Origin of the sequence: Saccharibacter sp. 17.LH.SD (genome assembly GCF_009834805.1) — a bacterium.
In the GTDB taxonomy this organism is placed as follows: domain Bacteria; phylum Pseudomonadota; class Alphaproteobacteria; order Acetobacterales; family Acetobacteraceae; genus Saccharibacter.
Map to the genome: position 1 here is coordinate 1 of NZ_WVHO01000010.1, position 21,366 is coordinate 21,366.

Genomic DNA, 21,366 nt, shown 5'->3' on the forward strand with positions numbered 1-21,366 from the left:
TTGAGGTAATTTTGAAATTCCTCATCCTCAACGCCAATCGTCCAAATGGATTCAGGCATCTCCGAAAATCCTTTCTCTCTCGCTTTTGAGGCGTTCAAAGCGCTGTAGGCTGTCAATCCAGTCCAGAGGCGCTATGTGGGCCATCCAGTCGAAGAGATCAGCGATTATGCCGCCGCCGTCTCGCCAGAAGGCGCGTTTGTTGTTGACTTCTGCAAAGAACCGGCAAATTCCGTAGCGTTCAATGAGGTCATTTCCGCACCGCGCAACACAGGCAGAAAGCGAAAAATGAAGCTTTTTCGTTGTTTGGGCAGAACCCGCGAGGCGAGCGTAAAAAAAACAAGGCCGTTGAGAACCTCGTCGAGATCATCCTCATCAATCCAGCCTTTATTGATGGCGGAGGCGAGAGGAACGGGGATATAGCCTTCTTGTGAAGGGCGAATAAAATTGGCCGTGCGTTTAATCTCAGCAAAGAGGGCGCTCGCTTTAGACGCTTCTTGGTCACCGCTCTCTTGGTCTGCTTGCTTGAGCGCCTTTGCAGCCACGGCTGGGGCGGCCGTTACGCCAATTTCATCGCCTTCAAGCAGCGACCAAGTTTTCGCAAAAAGCCGCCAATTCAAATCAAATACATCGCGTGAGAGTGGCGCGCTATGCACGATAGTGTCCTCACCAATGGGAAGAACAAGATTAAGCTGCGCGTTAATACGGATGTCACTCATCTTATGATAGGCTCCACATGTCACTATTGACGATCTCATAGCCGGCAATCACGATATTCCACCGGGCTTGTGTGCCGTTAAGGGCCTGTTCTGGCTGTGTCATGATGAAGCAATTGAGGATAGTGCGGTCATCTTGCACGGGGCTGTCGCTGATGATCCGCATTTGGCCGATGTAAGTATTCTTTTTGATTTGTTTAAAGAACTCATTCGCTAAGGCTTGGGCGCGGTTGAGATTGATGGTGACATTGACATTCTGTTTCGCTGCTGGGCTCCCCACGCGTCCGGTGAGGGTCTCAATCATATCGGTAACGTTCCCTTCTGGCGCGACCGAAATACCCTCCTGCGCGAGGAAATCTGATGTGATGTTGAGAGAGGAATGGTCTGGGAAGACAATCGAGCCACGAAGGCGGTTAAGCATCCCTTGTGGGGTGGCGGGATTAGCACTCATGAGGGTTAGGCTCCTGTGACCGTCGCGGCGGTGGTGACGCTCTGGCCACTAAAATCAATCGCAAGGTTAAAGGTCAGGCTCGTAAAGCCGCGAATAGGTACAATCGTTGCGGCCAGCCCGTTATACGTGCCGGTCGTGTAATCGGAGGGGTTCGCGGCGATATAGGTACCGAAATCAGTAGCGGTGAGCGTATATTGGGCGAGAATGCACCCGCTAATGACGGCCCCGTCGAGCGTTTGCTGAGCGCGGGCGGTGAGGCGGCTAATGCCTTCTTGATTGTAAATGAGGGGGCGTTGGCCGGGCTGGCTGCCTTCGATCAGAACATTAGCGAGTTGACGCTCTAAGGTGATCGAGCACCAATCCGCGCCATACCATCCGGTGAGCGTATCGCCATTGAGGAGGGTTCCCCAGAAGAGGATAGACCCGGCAATACCGCCTTCGGACGCTGTGCCTGCGAAGCCGACATTATTACGCTTCATCTCAGCAAAGACGGTGCTATGCCCGGCCTCGGGCCAGGGTGTAATCCCGACCAATTGACGGAAATTCATCGGGGCGAGGCGGTTGAGGCCACTCGGGCGGGCGCTGCAAAATTGGGCGGCAACCGCAGAAGCGAGATGCTCTTGTGTAAGTGTTGCGGCACTGGTCCCGTTGGTGACAGCCGAGCCGACATATTCCGCCCCATAGAAAACGGATTTCTGACCTTGGCCATTGACGAGCAGGAGTTTGTAACTGTCCGCATCGCCACAGAGGAAGAAATAACCCCGCGCGTCACTATTGGACTGATTGGCGAAAAAAGCGGGAAGATTGGCGTCATGTGTGGCCCCGCGTGGCAGCACATAGGCGTAGAAACTTTGCGGATACGTGGCGATAAACGCGCTTAATGGGGCTTCAATAGCTGTTGTGCTGATGGGGCCAAGTTCTAATATCCAGAACCCTGCTCGCGTATTGGCAAACCAGGATTGCGCCATGGCCTGAAGTTCGGCCATCGCGGCCTTGTTCCCGCTGGTTGAGCGGATCATATCGTCAACTTCTGGCGTGCCATCCGTCGGGTCTATCGTGCCGTGGGCGATAGGCTGCCCATTCTCAGAGCCGCCTTTGATATTGACGGTAGCGAGAGGCGAGAGCAGGGCCATGACATCCGAGAGAGAGGTCACTTCCGCGGCTTGACCAACCGGAATTGAGGTTGCGCCTAAGCTGATCAGGCACGCTTTTTGTTGTAATAGGTTCGGCATTGCGCCACGGGTGACGCTTTCATTAATCGTGACAATTTGGGGCATTAGAGGGAGGTCCTTAAAGCTACGTGAGCGTGGGAAATGGTTTGGAGCTTGGGGTTCTTAACCGCGCTCTGAAGGGTGAGTTTCGCGCTTTGAATGGTCTGAAACGCCACAGAACGCGCCGCGTGCTGGCTATACATCACGTCTATATCCGCCCGTTTGAGGGAGGCGAGGGTATTGAGATCGGCAAGTGGCTGTTTGTCATCGCGTAGCACAGGAGTGTTAAGCACCCCCATCTTTCCCCAATTGAGCAAGGCCCAGCGCGGGATGAAGGTGAGAATTGTTGATGCGTCTTGATGGTTAAGGCCTACAAAATGTAGCCTTACACGCTCTTGCACCAACGTATCTGTTGATGTGCCAGTTATATCTACCGCGCCCATATGTGTGGCTTGAAGGCTGTCTTCATCATTATGCACACTTACATAAGGCGGAGGCTGGTTATTAGGCACACTAAAGCTTGGGAATACGGGGATATTCTGAGGCCAGGCACACCAGGCCAAAGCTGGGTTTGTGTCGTGCTTCATTGCTAAGAAGAACGGTAATGAATTGCTGACAATGGGGGATCGTCCATCCAATTCTGCTTCTGTTTCGATCAGTTGATGAACAAGAACAGGGGGAAGGATGGTGCCGTCATAATGTTGTAATTCAGCTTGTGCGTAATGGGTTTCTTGAGTGCTGAGTGAAAATTTGATGGTGTCGTATGATCCAATCCAGAGATGATCAACTTCATGTTCTTTATTATAAAAAGGTCGAACATCATCGCGTGTTGTGAGTGTGACCGTTCCTTTATCGAAAGATTGCCATTCTTCTTGTGTGGCCTGATGACGGATATGAAGACTGCCATACACATCAATTGCTGGGGAACACGCGACCCAGAAGACAAACCCATCGCTGGGGAGGATAACGCGCCGAAATTGTTTAAACGAAACACGTTGATTATAGGAAATATCACTCAAACCAGCTTTTAATGCGGCTGAGAGTGGGGTGCCATGTGTGTTTGAAATTTCATCTAAAGAAGGCATGGAAGGCTCCAAGGGCCTTAGACCATCGTCCAGATACTCCCAAATTGCTGAGCAAGGGAAAGGTAGAATTGGCCATAGGGGTTTTTAAGAGTTTGAAGGTCGGCCAAGCTGAGATCTTTGAGGGTATTAGGGATAGACCAGCTCTGCGAGGTGCCACCATCTGAGCTTGAGGCGATTAAGCCAGGTGTAAAGCTATTCATTCCCAATGAAAGGCGTAAATTTTTCCAAAATCGCGGTGTGGCCGATTGAGGTTGATCTTGAGAAAATTGAATAAGGTTGGACGCTGCTAGATTGTAAAGTGCTGCTTTGTAAACGCGTAAAGAAATGCATTGAATATCAGGCAAAGCGAGATCTTTCGCTAAATCAAAGGCAAATGCGAGTTCATCATGCGTTGGCATGGCAGACATTGGCACTTGCATGACCGTGCGTACAAAACTTTCAAACCCCTCTATGGTTGGGGGGGTGTCTGACATGGTTTAACCCTCTGCTGCTTCGTAGGTTTCCTGCGAGAAGGCACTGGTATTTTTACCGCTATCATCATGTGCTGAAATCTTTACTTGCATGGACTTTGTACGGTTTTCTTTTTTCCCACGTCTTGCTTGAGCCATTGTTTGGCCCGTAATCGTTTCCGCTGTCCGGCGACGATTAACGCGTCCTTCTTCCGTGAGCTTATCGTAATTATCTTCTAGTCCAGAGGCGAGTTCTTTGAAATTAACAGCTTTATCTTCGTTATAGACTAAACCCCGATAATGTGGGCGATGACGTGCTTCAGAGGCACGGCAAAACCCAAAAATAGCGTGTTGATCGACAATATCACGGGCGTCTTCTGGGTCTAGATCACGAATGACCACCTGTGCACCGGGGCGAATAGTCAGGCGGCTGGGTTGATCAGCACGATCACCAGGGCGACGGAAGGTGAAAATATGCGTTTGATGGGTTGGATTACCGACAAAAAGCTGCATGAAGAAATGATCCTTTTAAAAAGAGAGCAGGGAAGTTCCCCACTCTCTTTTTGATGACAGATGAGCGATCGGCCGTTTAGTTACCTGCCGTAGATGATGCGGTGGTGCTTTGTGGTCCTGCGGCAGAGAATTCATTAGCCTCTGACACACCGACAGAAAGGATCGTGGTTGCCTCTCCGCGTAATGCCCAGCCGCTGGTGGAGCGCATAAATGTCACAACATCCGTTGCTTCAGCCCCCACAGGGCCTGTAATTTCTGTTGGAATAGAACGATCTGCAAATAAACCATTGCAGCTTAAATTGGCTTGGCCAAATTCATCTGCAAAGACGTTGGTATCAATCTTACCTTGTGCGGCCATATTGGGCAGCTCTGGAATGGTAAAGAGCATGACGTCTGTGCCATTTGTTCCACGACCACGGAGTTCATCATCAGCGGCGAAAATGACCTCCACATTCGCTGCTTTCATGACATCAATCACCGCTTGTACAATGGAGGCAGAACCAGAACCAACGCGCTGGTAACTGGTGAGTTCCACAATCTTGCTGACCAAAGTCCCTAAGACGCGCTGGGGCGCAAGACAGGTGACCTTAACCGCAGGGCCGCCATCATTATAACGCCCTGTGATACCCAACAAGTTACACCGGTTGAGCTGGCCGGTAATGATACGGTTGATGGATTGGAAAAGCTGCCCAGCATCGTAATCATCAACCGTGCTTTTCCCGTTGCTATCAGCGGGGAGAAGTTCACGCACGGTGCCACTGCTGCTATTGAGTAAACCTTCTCCATTTTGTGGGTTAAACCCAAAGAGAGCGGCATCACGTAAAAGCTGGAAATGTCCCTGTCGCATGGCGTTGGAATAGGCATCTGTCAGTGACATATTCCAATTGGCTGCAGCATTGAGGTCTTCGCGCGAATAAACGACACGAATTTTCTGCTCATAGGTAGGCGTGGTGATATAGTCGAGGCTTAGGCTGACAGAAGGGAGCTCATTATAACCGCTCTGCGCTGCCTGCGCGATGGTGCGAAGGTCCAATACTGGAACATAAACGGCTTGGTCACGCTCAGTAAGGCGAACATCCAATTCCTGACGTGGGAAGAGGTGCATAAAGCCAGAACGCAGGGCATAATTAATGAGGAAGCGGGGATCAGTATATGACGGATTAACCGTCATTCTGGTAGGAGCAATAAGCGCCATATTTATATATCCTTAAAGGGAATTAGAATTGGATAAGAACTAAAATAGAATCTTTAATATCTTCGCTTCTCTGCCAGCGTGCGGCCCCTGTTGCCTGGTCAATCGTGACAAGCTTTCCACCTGTTTGGAAAACATCAAGAAGACGCACAGGGATTGTATTGGCGCTTGATCCCGCAACGAGACGTTGCTGAGAAAAATCCCATCCGTAGGACCCAGATGTCAGGTTCCCCACCTGGCTCAGTAAGGCAGGGTCTGCCTGTACGGGGAGACGCGTATCGGAACCGAAGCGCACAAACCCGATAGACATTCCTGGGAAAGACTGAGGGACGGGGCTTGATGGCGTAATGACCATATGATTGGCATGGTCAAAGACGGCAAATCCCGTCATGTCACTATTGGATGTCGCCCGTTTAAGCGCATTACCCATACGACCATTATTGGGTGAGCGCCCTTCATTGACCGTCGCCCCCATGCCAGGAAGTTGACCGATACGTTCTGAAATAGCGATGCCGCCCCATAAGGGAAGGGTTTCGCTTGGGTCAACATAACCAATAGAGAGGCGGTAACGAGTGGCCGGGTCCGCCCAGGAAAGCCCCTGAATGGCACCTGTGGTGGAACTACTAAAAAGCCCGGATGCCTGGGTAGTGGCATACGGGTTGATGGAGAGCGTATTTACCATGAAAGAAATCCTTTAAGACATGAATGCGCCGAAAGCGCTTCGGAAAGAGCCGCGATATTCTGTACGTGTGTGGCCGGTTGGGCTGCGTTGTGTGACGGGGCGGATGGGGTCACTATCTTTGTAACGCATGGGGCGAGAGGCGGCTTCTTGAGCGTCTTTATGGATTTGACGGGATGCAAGCTCGAACACTTCCGGAGGAAGTTTTGAGAGGTCTGTGTTCTTCCAGTCTGCGGAATGTGATTGAAGAAGCTTGGCGCAACGGCGCTGATACCCTTTTACGCTTTCGCCTGGAATATAGCGAGGTGTTTGGAGGCCAAGGGACTGAGCAACAGAGTCCGTTTCAGCTTCAGACTTGCTGACCTCATTATGTTCATCATCCGTCAGCGGACGGGTACGGCGTGAGAGACGCTCTAACTCTTGGCGCTGTTCTTCATCACGGCGGTTCATGTCATCCAAACGCTGGCGAATATCACGATTTTCTGCGCTATCATGAACATAATCGTCAGGATTACCGCCGCATTCTGTAATGCAACGCGCGATCGCTTCATCAGAGCAGCCATTCTCGCGCATCGTGTTCACAACTTGCGTCAGCACACCTTGGGGAAGTGTTGCATCATGGGCGGGCATGGTGGGGGAATCCCCTTGGTTCATGAAGAGATAATATGGGAAATTATCCTGCTCTTCCTCATCTGCATCAGGCGTTTTCTTGGCAGATGCTGGTTGTGCGTCGTCTTTCCCCCGTGGGGCAGAAATTTTCTCTAGTGCAGCGGCAAGACCATCTGTGTCGCTGGGCTTTTCAGAAGGCGCTTGTGTATCGGTTGTCTGTTCAGGAGCAGGTTCCCCAGGAATATAGCTTGAAGGAAGTCGTTCTTTCGTCGCATCATGCTTCGGCTCAGTTTTTTTATCTGTTTCACGCGCGATACGAACAATTTCTTGAGCGATAGCCCCATGATCAGCAGGTTCGTCATCAGAATCATAACGATGATCTGTTTGTGCACCTTCGAGCAACCCTTTGAGTTTACTGAGTTCTTCGAGAGCTTTTTCAAATAATTGCTCTTGATCTGCCGCATCTTGACGGATGGCGGTACGACGGCCTTCTTGATAACGCTGTGTGAGTGCGTTTAAAGCAGCTCGGTTATTGTCGGGGGTAAAAGAAGCCATAATGGCTGTGTCTCCAAATTTAAGATGAATGTGATGTATCAATGCCGGAAGGAGGGCCGTATTTATCCCAAACTCCAGCAGAGACGATTGCGAGATGGTCGGGATGGAAAGGTTCATCCTCCAGGATAAGGCTCTTTGTTCCATGACCGAGTGGCATGCTGACGCTATTTTTCCCTGTCAGCACGCCAGGAGAGGTAGACCACGATGCTTTCATGAGTGCGTCTGCCATATGGTCATCCTGGATACGGACGATGGCCCAAAGCTCTTTATTTTTAATGTAAGGATAAACCACTGAACCTACGACCCGATGACGATAAAAATGGCTATCAATAACAGGTGAGGTAGGAGGATGATCGAGCGTAACAGGCATTCCCTGGCACGCTTCCATGACCCTTGGGGTGAGCCATATATCCCGGTTGCGGTAGGTGTATTCTTGCCGCTTGTCACCACGATAGGCCCATCCAGTTCCACTGATACGCATCGCAAATAATGTTACGTTATAAAATCGTTCTGGGCTGGTATATTTTCTTTCTGCAATTTTACGACACATTGTCCCCATATTCGCCGTAAAACGTTCCAAAATATCGGCAACACCGGGAGAAAGTGGGGAGGGAAGCGCATCTGCCTTAAACCATCCAAAGTCACGATGCTCATGGTTTAAGCGTGGCATAAAGGGCGTATGGACCTTGACAGCATACGCACAAAAGCGCCCTTTTTCTCGTGAAAGTGGAATTTCGACAGACCACAAAACGGTTCCTAAATGAGCATGACCGACTTCTTCATGTGCTTCACGCAACGCTGTTTGGAATAATGTTTCATTGGGGTGATTTTTCCCTCCGACAATCCCCCAGGAACCATCATGTCGTTTAAGCAACAAAACACGTCCTTCTGTTGTATAAACAATACCTGCAGAAAGTTGATTGCGGGATGAAATAGAGGGATCTTTTAAGAAAGGGCGTTTATTGCGAGGTCGCTCGCGTGCTTTATGATAATGATGTGACATGAGAAGATGTTATTCCAAACAAAAAAGCGATAGCCTTCATGAAAGAAGAGCGATCGCTTTAAAAAACGTGATAATAGCGTGATGCTGAAGAGTCATGATAAAGAAGGATAGAATATTATAGAACGAGCATTCATCATCCGTAATGGGAGCGTAAAAACATAAGAGGAGAATAATATTACTGCTTCACAATTTACTATGAAATCATCACAAAGAGAAATGAAAGCCCAATGGCAACGACTTTAACAAGAGTAAATTTATGGACAATTCGGCATTAAAAATACTTTTTACAGGAATAAACTATTATATGTGACAAAAGTCACTATAAATATCTATATCTTATAAAATATCATCACTTAATGTGGCACACAAGAAGTTTTTTCTGTTTTTTGAAAAAAATCAGTTTGTTATGAAAGCTGCCAAGAGAGATTCATCAATATGGCGGAGATCATTGAGCCCGAAATAAGGTCTTCCAACATGGATTGTCATAAATTTTCCTGAGATTGAGGATTATAAAGGAGAAGCTCGGTCGCCCTAACTATTTGATTTTTTAATGATAGTTAAAATAGATGACGGGAACCAAAACACGTTTATCTCCGGGGTGAGGGAGTTCATTTATGATAACGATTTCATGATCATATTCACCATCCTCCGTAGATTCTTTTACAATTCTTTCCCACATTTTGCGCCATTTATAATGGCGAATGACGGCATCTTTCCCCAACTTCCAAATGGGCCTACGCTTATAGGTCCCGAGGGTTCTGATAAAGCGTTCAGGAATATCGTCATAATTGGGCGTCGTTACATGGAAACACGGATGGCAAGGCGGACAAAGAGCCCCATAAATACTACCAGGATCAGCTAGGTATTTGTATCGGTCTTCCTGCGAAGAGAAGATAATATACCGAAAATATGTATGATACTCTACTAAATCTATAGCAGGTTCTTTCTCAAAATCGATTGCATATACATCGTCATTGGACATGATAAACATCCTTTTTATTGGAGAAAATTTTATTAGAAAAGATCGAATAAGCTATAGTCATTTCCATAGACGACGATAGGAACAAATTTATATTTATTTCCAGGATGAGGCACTTCTTCCAAGACAAAAGGCCGTAATAATAACGCGGCATTATCCTTGCATAGAGGGGCTTGCTGTTCTTCAAGACGATTGAGGAGCTCTTCATATTTAAGTTGCAAACGCTGCCCCCAATGCCCCAATGTTGCAACATGCTCATATTGATTTTTAGGGATCTCGTCTTCTGAATAGCTCCACCGTGCGGGCATAAGTTCACGAAAGCAGTCATCATCAGGAGAACGTAGGGCGATAGGCGTGACAGGGTCAGTAGCGTATCTACTAATTCTGCCGATAGTTGTACCAATCGAAGTAGTAAACTTTATAGGAATTATTTTATAGAGCATGGCCACCGCGTAATGGTCACCCTGCTCGATAAGAGTAAAGGGGGTTTCGTCAATATGGCGAAGATCATTGAGCCCGAAATAAGGTCTTCCAACACGGATTGTCATAAATTTTCCTCAAGTTGCGGATTATGAAGAAGAAGTTCGGTTGCCCTAACCATCTGATTTTTCAATGATAGTTAAAATAGATGACGGGAACCAAGACACGCTTATCTCCAGGGTGAGGAAGTTCGTTGATAATGACGATTTCATGATCATATTCACCATCCTCCGTAGATTCTTTTACAATTCTTTCCCACATATTGCGCCATTTATAATGGCGAATGACGGCTTCTCTCCCCAACTTCCAAATGGGCCTACGCTTATAAGTGCCGAGAGTTCTGATAAAACGTTCAGGAATATCGTCATAATTGGGAGTGATTAATTGGAAACAAGGATGGCAAGGTGGAAAAAGAGTCCCATAAGTTCTCCCGTGAATACCTAATCTCTTATGTCGATTCTCTTGCGAAGCGAAAATATCGTGCAGAAAATATGTATAATTTTCTACTAAATCGATACCAATTTCTTTCTCAAAATCCATTTTATATACATCATCATTGGACATGATAGATATCCTCCTTATAGCATTGACTACATTATGGAACAAAATTGTCCTGTAAGAAATAACTATTCTGTTTCTTATGAGGAAAGACTCTGAAAAAATATTTTTCTAGTCTTTCTTTGGTTTACGTTGTTCTTGTTGTTCTTGTTGTTCTTGTTGTTCTTGTTGTTCTTGTTGTTCTTGTTGTTCTTGTTGTTCGTGGAATTTTTGTTTGAATTTTTTGATCACTTTGGGATCATCCACATTGTTATTTTCTAAGAATTCTTGAATCTTTTGTAGAGTATGTAATTTATTTTCATTTAGGAATTTCTGCACATTCTTGATATTGGATGCCCTGTATTTAGGTTGCTCACGATCTGCATAATTCTGATAAGTCTCGTATGGATTACCCTGGATTTGACCTGTTTTTTGTAAGAAATTGATTAATTTCCTATTTTCCAAAAGAACAGGCTGAAAGGAATTTGCTTGATCGGCCTCAGTCAATACTTTTTCTTCAGCTTCCGCGGCAGACAGAGGTTTAAACGTTACGGTTCCATCAGAATTTTTTAAACGATATACATAGTGAGGTTCTCCTTTCGAAGAAGTCTTCTTTGATATGTCTTGAGGGAAATGGAAATCAAGCATAGCGGATGACGCGCTTCCATGAGGGATCAGTCTCAAAACGCTGCTTAATTTATGAGGGTATATCGTATGGATGGAATAATAATTTCCTTTAGAAGTATTTTCTAGCGTGTATTCTTTTTCTTCTGGGGAGTTGTTAAATGAGAGTACGGTCATCGGTACTTTATTTGATGGTGCCATCCCTTCTTTGGGCATGCTGATGACATTTCGTGTTTCTTGATCTGGACGATAAAAATCAAGTCTTCCCTTATCGTGAAGCGTATCATAAGCAATATCTAAAGGGGATTTATAGCCCAAATCGCGTAGTTCTTGGCCATGACGGTGCTCAATATGAAGACGACCATGCCCACCACTTCTCGGTGCATCTCCTCTTTGAATACCTTCTTGATAAATGGCGGGTACCATAACATTGGGATCCTGAGAATGAGAAGTTTCTCCGATAACAATGGGGCGTAATAAAGCAGGCTCCTGCATTGGGTTTCGGCCCGTCTTAGAGGCCCATTGCTTCCCTGAGTGATAGGGATATTCTTTAGAGGTCTTTTTTTGTTCCTCTACTAAGCGATCTAATAAGTCAGCATATTTATGCTGTAATGCTTCAAATTCCGGTCCTTTGCTTTTAATCCATTTTTCATGGTCAGGGTGATGGACGCTTCCTTGTTTTGTCCATTGTCCTTTGCTGTTGCGTGGTTGATTAGGGTTATAGCTATCATGAGCAGCAAAAGGGAAAGCAACAGGGTCAGGGCGATGAAAACACGGATGGTCAGGGCTAAAGAGAGGGATGGCCTCTATCCCTGGTTTTTGAGGGTTGATCGCCTTTTTCCACGATAAGCGCCCATCATGCCAATCTGAAGCTTTCGGGGTGTAAAAGCTTTCGACTATATAATGATCTCCACGTTCAATCAGACGAAGTGTGGGGAGGGGCGGGCGTAAAAAGAACAATGTGGATGCATGCATCATGGCGTGTCTTTCATCCCCTACGTACAAGCAAAAGCGCACAGCGCATCACCGTGTTGTGTAGGAAGATTTAAAAAAGGGAGAGGACATAAAAAAAGCGCCCAAAAGGGCGCTTAAAAGAGCGACGTAACCCGTAAAATATGGGGTTACATGATCTGCATGAAAATGAATGAAAGCGTGCGACTAAAAAAAATCAGGTAGGATCCATTATCGTCAGATGAACGATCAAAGACTTTCAATACAGAAATTATTGATGAGACCATCAATAACCTTGAGGTTGTATATAGTTAAAAAAGAGGAGAGGATTTCTAGACTATAGCTAGGGGGGCCGTATGTTCTTACCGTCAAGGATTGAGTATCACATGTTAAGAAAACCCAGGAAGCTTGAGAGAGGAGACGCAATAGCCATTATTAGCTTATCAAGCGGGGTGCTGGGAGAGAGTTTTGTAAAGCATCAACTCGATTTAGGAACAAAAAGGATAAGGGAATTTGGATTACATCCCGTTTTTATGAAAAACTCTCTAAAAGGCATCGACTATATCTCTCAATATCCATCAGCTCGTGCGGATGACTTAAAGCAAGCTTTTTCAGATTCTTCCATCAAAGCGGTTATATGTTCGATAGGAGGGGACGATACATATAAAACGATTCCTTATTTGATGAATGACCATGCATTTAAAAATTCAGTTCGTGAAAATCCTAAAATATTCAGTGGATTTTCTGATAGCACAATCAATCATTTGATGTTTTACAAATTAGGAATGCAAAGTTTTTATGGCCCATCGTTTTTGACGGATTTGGCTGAACTTTCCAACGATATGTTACCTTATACAAAGGAATACTTCTCATTATATCTTTCAAATAGGAATAATGTTCACATCAAGAGCAGTCCTATCTGGTATCATGAAAGGGATAATTTCTCTGCACAATCCCTGGGAATACCTCGAAAATCCAATCGAGAAAAATATGGACACGATATATTATATGGTACGGGAATTGTTAGAGGATCCCTTTTAGGGGGATGCTTACAGAGTATATATGCATCTCTCACTGGAAATCGTTATCCAGATCAAGCCGATGTCATGGAAAAATATCATATCATTCCCAATCAGGAGGAGTGGTATGATAAAGTTCTGTTCATAGAGACGAGTGAAGAAAGATTATTCCCATATGATTTTAAGAAAATGTTGCGCTGTCTTGTTGAGAGAAAAATTTGGGGTAACGTAAAAGCCATTATGGTTGGCAAGCCTCAAAATGAAATATTTTATAATGAATATAGAAATATTCTTCTTGATTTGGCGCGTCTTACTGGAAAACCCATTATATATAATGTAAATTTTGGACATTCTTATCCGAGAACAATTCTACCATATGGAATAAAAACAGAAATAAATTTTGACACAGGAAAGATATCAATCATAGAGCCATGGTTTAAGTAATATATAATGTTACATAGTAATTAAATTATTTCTCCCTTATGACTTAAAATATTTTCAAATTTTGTCCGAAAAATTTAGAAAATGCCAAGAAAGTACTTTGGGATTGATATAATAGTGAGGATAATCCCTTTTATATCATTATCAAGTGGTCCGTGTCCTTCTTTCCAGAAGGAATGACCTCAAAATATATGGTGGCTGACCATCAATCTGCTTATAGGGTTATCATACTCTATGGATTTATTGTCTTCTTTTCTCGTGAGTAGGGCAGCTTATCTGAAAAGGTCAAACAAGCTATAGTCATTTCCATAAACGACTACGGGTACAGGAAGCTCTTCTTCTTCAGGGTGACGCACTTCTTCTAAGACGAACGGACGGAATAATAACGCCGCATTATGTGCGCATAGAGGGGTTTGTTGTTCTTCAAGACGGTCGAGAAGCTTTTTATATTTGAATTGTAAACGTTGTCCCCAATGGCCTAAGGTCGCAACATGTTCGTACTGATTTTCAGGAATATCATTCTTTAAATACTTCCAGCGTTCTAACATGGGATAATAAAAACAGGGATCATCGGGAGGGAATAATGCAATGGGAGCCATGGGATCAGCCGCATATTTGCGAGGATACCAATGGTAACTTTTACCATCGGGTTGGGCGTCCCTCACAATTTTATAAAGCATGGCCACAGCATAATGGTCTCCCTGTTCAATAAGGGAAAAAGGTGATTCATCAATATGACGGAGGTCACGAAGCCCGAAATAGGGCCTTCCAACTGGGAATGTCATAAATTTTCTGCGATCCTTGATCATATAAAGAGAAGTGAAGTCGTTATACTATCTTGATGTTTTAATGATAGAGTGATTACAATATAAGCTTGATAACGGGAACCATAACACGGTTATCTCCAGGGTGGGGAAGTTCGTCTATAATAATAATATCATCCGTATATCTATCATCATCTGTACATTCTTTTTCAAATTCTTCTAAAATATCACGATATTTATAATGAAGAACGGCTGTTTTTTCCCCAAGTCTGCGTAGAGTCCGAGGGTAGATTACTATCTCATCAAGGAAGTCATCAGGAATGTCTTTATACTGGGGGGTTGTCAGTTGAAAACATGGATGACACGATGGCAGAAGTGTCTGAGTTCTAGCCCATTTATGCCCTAATGACTGACGCCGATCTTCTTGTGATCTATAAACCGTATGATAAAAATATTTATAGTTTTCTTCTAAATCGATAGCAGGTTCTGGATCGATTTCATAGTCATCTTCGTCGAACATGAAAAAATCCTTTCTAGATTATCAATGTTATTATATATAAAAATAAATCATATAGAATAATTATTTATAGTTTCCCCTTTGCCATTTCCTATATAATTTTACTCTTTTTTCATCTGGTATGTCTTTTATTATGTTACGGAAAAATTTCTCTGGACTAAGATCGTTGACTGTCGGCTCGATTGAGTTTTCTAACTGTGGTAATTTTCTATCTTCCCATGGTACAGAGTAAAGAGAGTGCATTTCATCAGACTCATTCAAACCAAGGGTTGCCGCTTCGTCCTTTGAAAGAGGTTTAGTCGTTGTCGTCCCATCGGCTTTTTTGATGCGGAAGATACGCTTAGATACCCCTGATGGAGATATGTCTTCAAGAGGTTTATGACCTATTTCAGAGCTAGGTATGGCAAGTGATGAACTTCCGTAAACAGGATTTTTCATGAGTTCCTCTAATTGTTGAGGGAATATCGTATGGACTTTATAATAACCTCCAGAGAGATTATTCCCTTCTCTATGGTTTTTATTTTCATGCGCATGTTCAAATGTTAGTACAGATACCGGTAATTTGTTGGAATAATTTATGTTTTCGTCCTGAACTACAACGAAATTACGTGAGTTATGGCCAATATTATAAAAATCCTCTTTTCGCGCATCAGCAAGAGTGTCGTAAATAATATCTAAGGGGGAATTATGCCCAAAATCACGTAGTTCTTTTCCGTGGCGATGTTCAATATGAATACGGCCAGATCCCTTACCAGTAGCGCTATTTCCTCTTTGATAGCCTTCTTCGTAAATCACAGGCACCATAACATGTGGATCTTCCGGATGTGATATTTCCCCAACCACGATTGGACGTATGAGAGATGGGTCTTGTGTTGGGTCGCGGCCTGTATCAGGGTCTCTTTCTTTTTCTCTTGGGTCATATGGTTTTTTTTTATTTTCTCGTTGTTCTTTTTCTAAGTGATCTAATAAGTCAGCATATTTATGCTGTAGTGCTTCAAGTTTTGGTCCCTTGCTTTTAATCCATTCTTGATAGGCAGGGTGATGGCCTCTTCCTTGTTTTGTCCATTCTCCTTTACTGTTGCGTGGTTGATTAGGGTCATAGCCATTTTTATGGCTATCATGGGTAGCAAACGGAAGGACAATAGGATCAGGGCGATGAAAACACGGATGGTCAGGGCTAAAGAGAGGGATGGCCTCTATCCCTGGTTTTTTAGTATTGATCGCCTTTTTCCACGATAAGCGCCCATCATGCCAATCTGAAGCTTCAGGGACATGCAAGCTTTCAACGGTATAATGATCCCCACGTTCAATCAGACGAAGTGAGGGAAGAGGCGGGCGTGAAAAGAATAATGTGGATGGATGCATCATAGCGTGTCTTTCACCCCCTACGTACAAGCAAAAGCGCACAGCGCCTCGCCGTGTTGTGTAGGAAGATTAAAAAAAGGGAGAGGACATAAAAAAGCGCCCCAAAGGGCGCTTAAAACTGTGCGTGTAATAACGTAAAATAAGCTATTACACTCTATATAAAACAAAAATCGTAATAAATAATAATGATTATTATTTTGTATTAAGAGGAAGATGTTTTATATTAACAGGATAGGCGTATTCATTGCCGATCATAACAATAGGGACCTTCACGGTGTTATCTTCAGGGTGAGGATATTCATCAATAACAAATGGGCGTGGAAGAGCGGCTCCATTATAGGGGCGTTTGCTTTGTTCTTCCTCCATTCGGTCTAAGAGGGATTTATATTTAAATTGGAGGAGTTGTCCCGGATTACCAAGACGTTCGATGACAAAATCACTTTGATTCGGTGGAATAACGTTAGATGGATCATTGGCTTTGGGAGTATCAAGATAAAGCATGGAGAGGTGGGCGGGGCAAGCGGAATAGGGGTAACGGGTTCAGCGTCCTTGTGCTGATAAGCTGGCCCGTCAGACGTTTCAATAATCTCACCATCATAGAATTTTGGGATTATAAAATGGTCGCCTTGCCTAACAAGTAGGAACGTTGGATCCTCATCGAGATACGGATTTCCACACTTTGATATCTAAATCATATCAGTCACAGTGTAGTGGTCACCTCGAAAAAGCATTTCAGTAGCAAATTTTCCAGCACTTTCTGACCAGGCATAAAATACATGATAGGGCTTAACGGCATGTGACATAAAGCGACGCCTTGATTGTCTGTTGGGCTATTCCAACTATCCCTCAGATAATAGAACATTTATTAAAAAAGCTTTCCAAAAAGAGAAACATTGACGAGGTTTCCTTATTTCTTTTACTAATTTAAAGAGTAATTCATAAAGAATGAGATCAATGTCGTATGTTTGGTGCTATCACAGGTAAAATATTCCTCACAGCCGCTGTTGTTATTATAAGTGCGCTGTCTATTGCTTTGACTTTTTACCGGTATTCCCAACGCAATACGCCAGACTCAGGATTGGTCCCAACGATTATCCGTGTGGTTGTTCCATTGCTCGTTTGTGTTCTTGTCTGGCGTTTGTTCTGGCATTAACTGAGGGGATAGACAGCTTTTTTTGTGCCAATAAACTGATTTTATTCCCCCTCAATCTTGAGGAAGTTTTTCTAAACCAGCAGCTACCTGACCAGCTCTTGGAGGCACAGCAGCCCCAGGGGAGGTAGGGGGTGTTTGTCCACCGGGAGGCGGGGGCGATGGGTTGTGCATCATCGCTTTAATGTCGATATTCAATGACCCCGCAAAGAGATCCTCACCGAGATTGTTGATATTTGTTTGAATAAAGGCGAGGAGTTCCGCAGAGGCGGCTGTATTTTCCTGCACCATGGGGTGCAATAAGCGTGCTGTATCGAGCATGAGATGATATTTCTTTTCTAGAATATCAAAGGCATTTTCCCCCCCTTGCTCGGAGGGGAACACAGAAGAAAAACTATCCCGCCATTCTCGAAAAATCGTCTCGTCGCTTTTTGTGCCATATTCTTTAGGGTGTTTATCACGCATAGCCGCAATAAAGCCTGGGTTCCAGGCACGTCTCATGGTGACAACATCACAATAATTATAAATACTTTTCAACCAACGGCGGATACGGGTGACATATTGTGCAATCTGTTTTGCGTCCTCTTTCCCTTCACCAAATCCTTGTGCCAATGTTTCAGCTTTAAGAATTTGAGCCGGCATAGTCGCTGCGGCTGCAATATCTTCAAGGATGTGTTGGCGCACACCTCTGAGAGAATTATCAACATTCATAAGGTTGAGGGTTGAGACGTCTTCATCATGGCCAATTGTAATCGCGTTTTCATTGGTCGCGAGACGAAGTTTCTCAGCTTTTTCAGTTGAAAAAACCTGCATAGCGCGGTTGGCGATAGACGTAGGTTGTTTTAGCTTTGCAATAAGCACGCCCGCTTTATGCGCGACCTGGTTATTCGCAATTTGGGCTTCCAAATAGGATCGTAAGGGATAGACACAGCGTCGAAAGCTTGAGCGGCCGGAATAGCCAAAGGCTGAGCTTTCATAATCGAGATATTCAGGCTCTTCATTCATTAGAACCAAGAAACGCCCTTTTTTATAGGTTGTTCCATTGATGGTGACGGCCGCGGGTGGCTTTAGAAAAGAGGGATCATTCGGGTCTTGCTGAAAAGTGATGGATCCTGCTGTATTCAGTGGGTCTACGACATTAAAATAGATATCAAGTTCATGAAGAAGATGCAGCGGAATGTCTTGATCAGGTGGAATACGCTCATTTGTTTTGGGGTTTACCGCCCCGAAAACCACCACAGCGGCCCCATAAACACGCGCCTTTGTGCCCAGTTGAGCAATAATATCGTCACAACCAATAAACCCCCAATGGCGTTTAAACTCCTTTGCCGGCTCATCATCTAATGCCGCATCAATACGGATAATGCGTTCTTCCCCCATGGCCATATCAACCGGCATACGCGCAATTTTAGCCCCTAAGGGATGAGACGTATAAAGCAGTTTGCACAGCTCATAAGAGGGGGCATGGCCTGGAAGAATAGGGGCATTCAGCATTTCCCGCCATAAGGCGTTACTGCCAAAGTCCATTGTTATATCAGACATGAATTATAATCCTGTTTCGTCGCCCAGTCCGATAACCACCCCATAGCAAAAGCAATCGAGGAGATCGTCAGAACGGCGGGCTGCGTCTTTATCGTTAAGATGAAAGGTAAAAAGCTGGGTGAGGAGGTGATTGCGGGACTGACCGCGAAAGATGGATGTTTTATCAAAGGCGTGCTGTGTGAGTGCGATCTGTTGGCGATGCACATAGGGGGACACATTCAGCGCCCGTTGATCTTTCCCCATTGAGGTGAGTTTTGATTCAATGGGATGAACCGGATGTCCATTGCGTTGTAATTGTGGAATAATGACGGAACCCGCGGCACGGTCTTCAATAAAAAGCCCTAAAGATCCACTGCGTGCTTGGGTCAAGCGTGCATAATACTCGATCTGCTGGAGAACCGTTGGCACCCATTCTTCCAGCATCCCACCTTCAATCTCAACAAGATCCCAATCAAGAAGGGTGAGTGGGGTAGTTTGATGATAATTATCGAGTGAGAAATAGAGAACAGCCGTGCCGTCATGGCCAACGCCACCTTTTAGCGTGGTATCCATCACAGCATACACACAATCACAATGTGCTGGAGGCGCTATGGGAGAACCTTCAGGTAAGAAATGAGAAATTTTAAAAAAGCGTGCTTCTAAAGACCGATAATCCCCATCCCAAATATGGGCATAATTTTCTGGGTCATGATGGAAGCAACGCAATCGTTCGTCATTTAACGTTGCAGGAAACCAGGGATTATCTGACCAATTAATTTGGTTAATAAAAGCCCGTGGGTTATGAAGAAGACTTTCACGCAACTTCTCAATAGGGGCCCCTTCTTCAAGAGGATTCCACGAAAACCACACCTCCGATCCTTCTTTGCGAATAGTCGGCAAGAGAAGCTCGATAGAATCCTGGCTTAATGTTTGCGCCTCTTCGACCCAGGCAATATCAATACCTTCTGTCGATTTAATGCTCTGAATATTACGGGCTAACCCTTTAAACAGGAACTCAGACCCATTATAGGCCCGAATACTATTTTCGAGAATAGTAAACCATGGGGCAAGGCCAAGTTCACTAATCTGATCTGCCAGCAATTTATGTACAGAATCTGCAATAGAATTTTGATATTCACGACAGCATAAAACACGAAGTGGGCGTGTGAGAGTCAAAGTAAGGAGTGCACGTGCCACGGCCCATGATTTACCGCCTCCACGGCCTCCATGCCAAAGGCGATAACGATAGGGTTGATCAAAATCTCCAAATTTTTCAGGAAGATGAATAATCGTTTTTGTCATAACAAATATAAAAATATGATCATGATGAGGATGTTTTTAGTGGATGAGAAATGCGTTTAATCACTAAATGAGGGGATGAGAGGAGAGGGGACTCTTCAGGTTCAGGTAATTCTTGCGGGGCTTTTACTTTGCCGTAACCCCGGTCAAGAAGTTCCCTGATGGCCGCAATGCGTGCTGTCTCGCTTTTTCCATTTAGAGCAATATCCGACAGAGCATCAATCATGGTTGGACCATGCTTTTGTGCCAATGTCCGCATTGTGGTTGCTGCTTTTGCTGAGGGAGTTCGTTTGCGGCCCGACGCAGTGGATTTATCTCGAGCCATATCCCAATACTCCTTTATGATGATTTTTTGATGTGAGATTTTGGTGACAATTGCTCAAGAGAGACAGAGACACTTTCGAGCATGACGCCACAAACGGCGCATTTATTGTGTGGAACCGCCATAAAAACATGACCATAGCGTGTGCAGTCATAACGAGGGCGCCAGAAATAATAGAAGCAAAGTTTAAGAAATTTTGTCACCATTATAGCCGCTCACCAAAGAGGCTGTTCGGCCTAAGGGGAATAGGTGTGTGAGGACGGCCGAACATGGCCCATTCCTTCCCTCTGTGGGAGGAAGGAATGAAGTGCCTGTATGGGGCACGACCATGTTTTGAAGAAGGGAAGGTAATGTTCACGTAGATAAGCATAAAAAACACTACCTTATGGTGATGATGTCATGTTTGTGGCACACATGCAAGACTTTTTACGAGGGCTTCTTTCTTGCGTTTTTCAATATAAAAATTGGCTAGTTGCTCAAGCAGGAGTGCACATTGAGAGCGTGCCATTTTGGCGGCTTCCGGTCGCGTTTTATGGGGCCATAATATCATCCCCAAAGCAGAGAAACTCAGTCCTTCAACCAGTAATTTTTCCAACCGTATGTGAGAGCATAGGCCAAGCTGCTCCTGTATTTCGCTCACACGAGAGCCAGCTTTACCACGCGCTAAAGCAAATGTATGAGCATCTCCTAGAAGATAATCTCGTGGGAGAGAGTCCTTCAGATAATCTGCATAACCATGCATGCTAAAGAGATAGTCTTTGAGCCATCGTTCTGATGCCGTTACAGCTTCACCGTCTATATCACCACTTTCATGAAGGGTCTGAACGGTTTTGGATTTAACACGGCGTTTCCGCTTGCCGCTGCCTATCGTCTCATAATCAGGTTTTAATGTGCGCTCTTTTGTAGGAAAATAATACTGACAAGAGGATTTCATGGT

The 21,366-nt window shown here is 44.8% G+C and carries 24 protein-coding genes; 2 read left to right on the forward strand and 22 right to left on the reverse strand.

The window, feature by feature from the left end:
* Nucleotides 1-164: 164 nt before the first annotated feature.
* The 14 genes from GS501_RS04590 to GS501_RS09855 all read right to left on the reverse strand — a co-directional run bounded on the left by GS501_RS04590 (nucleotide 165) and on the right by GS501_RS09855 (nucleotide 12,058).
* Nucleotides 165-716: a hypothetical protein gene (locus GS501_RS04590; protein ID WP_160830638.1), complete on the reverse strand. Its 552-nt coding sequence runs from the start codon at nucleotides 714-716 to the stop codon at nucleotides 165-167.
* Nucleotide 717: 1 nt separating this feature from the next.
* Nucleotides 718-1,164 (reverse strand): hypothetical protein, encoded by a 447-nt coding sequence (locus GS501_RS04595; RefSeq protein WP_160830710.1) that lies wholly within the window; start codon nucleotides 1,162-1,164, stop codon nucleotides 718-720.
* 5 nt (nucleotides 1,165-1,169) lie between these two features.
* Entirely contained in the window at nucleotides 1,170-2,441 is a 1,272-nt protein-coding gene (locus GS501_RS04600; RefSeq protein WP_160830711.1) for a DUF3383 domain-containing protein, read from the reverse strand.
* Nucleotides 2,441-3,460 carry a hypothetical protein gene (locus tag GS501_RS04605; RefSeq protein ID WP_160830712.1) on the reverse strand — a complete coding sequence of 340 codons (1,020 nt, stop codon included), beginning with the start codon at nucleotides 3,458-3,460 and terminating at the stop codon, nucleotides 2,441-2,443. Before GS501_RS04605 ends, GS501_RS04600 begins: the two co-directional genes overlap by 1 nt.
* 17 nt (nucleotides 3,461-3,477) lie before the next feature.
* The gene (locus tag GS501_RS04610) at nucleotides 3,478-3,933 is read right to left on the reverse strand and encodes a hypothetical protein (protein ID WP_160830713.1); all 456 of its coding nucleotides are present in this window, start codon (nucleotides 3,931-3,933) and stop codon (nucleotides 3,478-3,480) included.
* A gap of 3 nt (nucleotides 3,934-3,936) precedes the next feature.
* Nucleotides 3,937-4,422 (reverse strand): hypothetical protein, encoded by a 486-nt coding sequence (locus GS501_RS04615; protein WP_160830714.1) that lies wholly within the window; start codon nucleotides 4,420-4,422, stop codon nucleotides 3,937-3,939.
* A gap of 76 nt (nucleotides 4,423-4,498) precedes the next feature.
* Nucleotides 4,499-5,617 carry a major capsid family protein gene (locus GS501_RS04620; RefSeq protein WP_160830715.1) on the reverse strand — a complete coding sequence of 373 codons (1,119 nt, stop codon included), beginning with the start codon at nucleotides 5,615-5,617 and terminating at the stop codon, nucleotides 4,499-4,501.
* Between the two features lie 22 nt (nucleotides 5,618-5,639).
* Nucleotides 5,640-6,296, reverse strand: coding sequence for a hypothetical protein (locus GS501_RS04625; RefSeq protein WP_160830716.1), 657 nt, complete (start codon nucleotides 6,294-6,296; stop codon nucleotides 5,640-5,642).
* A 12-nt stretch (nucleotides 6,297-6,308) separates the two neighbouring features.
* On the reverse strand, nucleotides 6,309-7,457 hold the full coding sequence (locus GS501_RS04630) for a hypothetical protein (protein WP_160830717.1): 1,149 nt from the start codon (nucleotides 7,455-7,457) through the stop codon (nucleotides 6,309-6,311).
* A 19-nt stretch (nucleotides 7,458-7,476) separates the two neighbouring features.
* Entirely contained in the window at nucleotides 7,477-8,460 is a 984-nt protein-coding gene (locus GS501_RS04635) for an NUDIX hydrolase (protein WP_160830718.1), read from the reverse strand.
* Nucleotides 8,461-9,007: 547 nt separating this feature from the next.
* A complete protein-coding gene (locus GS501_RS04640; protein WP_160830719.1) occupies nucleotides 9,008-9,442 on the reverse strand; it encodes a hypothetical protein in 435 nt (144 codons plus the stop codon).
* Nucleotides 9,443-9,474: 32 nt separating this feature from the next.
* Nucleotides 9,475-9,987, reverse strand: a complete 513-nt coding sequence (locus GS501_RS04645; RefSeq protein ID WP_160830720.1) for a hypothetical protein — start codon at nucleotides 9,985-9,987, stop codon at nucleotides 9,475-9,477.
* A 61-nt stretch (nucleotides 9,988-10,048) separates the two neighbouring features.
* On the reverse strand, nucleotides 10,049-10,483 hold the full coding sequence (locus GS501_RS04650; RefSeq protein ID WP_160830721.1) for a hypothetical protein: 435 nt from the start codon (nucleotides 10,481-10,483) through the stop codon (nucleotides 10,049-10,051).
* A 105-nt stretch (nucleotides 10,484-10,588) separates the two neighbouring features.
* Nucleotides 10,589-12,058, reverse strand: coding sequence for a hypothetical protein (locus GS501_RS09855; RefSeq protein WP_202405317.1), 1,470 nt, complete (start codon nucleotides 12,056-12,058; stop codon nucleotides 10,589-10,591).
* Nucleotides 12,059-12,417: 359 nt separating this feature from the next.
* Here GS501_RS09855 and GS501_RS04655 point away from each other — a divergent pair, with 359 nt between their 5' ends.
* Nucleotides 12,418-13,494, forward strand: a complete 1,077-nt coding sequence (locus tag GS501_RS04655; protein ID WP_160831080.1) for a S66 peptidase family protein — start codon at nucleotides 12,418-12,420, stop codon at nucleotides 13,492-13,494.
* Nucleotides 13,495-13,763: 269 nt separating this feature from the next.
* On the opposite strand, the gene GS501_RS04660 is transcribed toward GS501_RS04655, so the two are convergent.
* The 4 genes from GS501_RS04660 to GS501_RS04675 all read right to left on the reverse strand — a co-directional run bounded on the left by GS501_RS04660 (nucleotide 13,764) and on the right by GS501_RS04675 (nucleotide 16,638).
* Complete coding sequence (locus GS501_RS04660) at nucleotides 13,764-14,276, reverse strand: hypothetical protein (RefSeq protein ID WP_160830722.1); 513 nt, start codon at nucleotides 14,274-14,276, stop codon at nucleotides 13,764-13,766.
* Nucleotides 14,277-14,352: 76 nt separating this feature from the next.
* Nucleotides 14,353-14,775, reverse strand: a complete 423-nt coding sequence (locus tag GS501_RS04665; RefSeq protein WP_160830723.1) for a hypothetical protein — start codon at nucleotides 14,773-14,775, stop codon at nucleotides 14,353-14,355.
* A gap of 60 nt (nucleotides 14,776-14,835) precedes the next feature.
* Complete coding sequence (locus GS501_RS04670; protein WP_160830724.1) at nucleotides 14,836-16,140, reverse strand: hypothetical protein; 1,305 nt, start codon at nucleotides 16,138-16,140, stop codon at nucleotides 14,836-14,838.
* 189 nt (nucleotides 16,141-16,329) lie between these two features.
* The gene (locus tag GS501_RS04675; RefSeq protein WP_160830725.1) at nucleotides 16,330-16,638 is read right to left on the reverse strand and encodes a hypothetical protein; all 309 of its coding nucleotides are present in this window, start codon (nucleotides 16,636-16,638) and stop codon (nucleotides 16,330-16,332) included.
* A 460-nt stretch (nucleotides 16,639-17,098) separates the two neighbouring features.
* Between GS501_RS04675 and GS501_RS04680 the strand changes: the two genes are divergently transcribed.
* Nucleotides 17,099-17,290 carry a hypothetical protein gene (locus GS501_RS04680; RefSeq protein WP_160830726.1) on the forward strand — a complete coding sequence of 64 codons (192 nt, stop codon included), beginning with the start codon at nucleotides 17,099-17,101 and terminating at the stop codon, nucleotides 17,288-17,290.
* Nucleotides 17,291-17,341: 51 nt separating this feature from the next.
* Here the strand turns inward: GS501_RS04680 and GS501_RS04685 are convergent, their stop codons facing one another.
* The 4 genes from GS501_RS04685 to GS501_RS04700 all read right to left on the reverse strand — a co-directional run bounded on the left by GS501_RS04685 (nucleotide 17,342) and on the right by GS501_RS04700 (nucleotide 21,363).
* Nucleotides 17,342-18,829: an anti-CBASS protein Acb1 family protein gene (locus tag GS501_RS04685; protein WP_237442432.1), complete on the reverse strand. Its 1,488-nt coding sequence runs from the start codon at nucleotides 18,827-18,829 to the stop codon at nucleotides 17,342-17,344.
* 3 nt (nucleotides 18,830-18,832) lie between these two features.
* On the reverse strand, nucleotides 18,833-20,110 hold the full coding sequence (locus GS501_RS04690) for a PBSX family phage terminase large subunit (protein ID WP_160830727.1): 1,278 nt from the start codon (nucleotides 20,108-20,110) through the stop codon (nucleotides 18,833-18,835).
* 19 nt (nucleotides 20,111-20,129) lie between these two features.
* Complete coding sequence (locus tag GS501_RS04695; RefSeq protein ID WP_160830728.1) at nucleotides 20,130-20,432, reverse strand: hypothetical protein; 303 nt, start codon at nucleotides 20,430-20,432, stop codon at nucleotides 20,130-20,132.
* Between the two features lie 394 nt (nucleotides 20,433-20,826).
* Entirely contained in the window at nucleotides 20,827-21,363 is a 537-nt protein-coding gene (locus GS501_RS04700; RefSeq protein ID WP_160830729.1) for a hypothetical protein, read from the reverse strand.
* Between the last annotated feature and the right edge of the window lie 3 nt (nucleotides 21,364-21,366).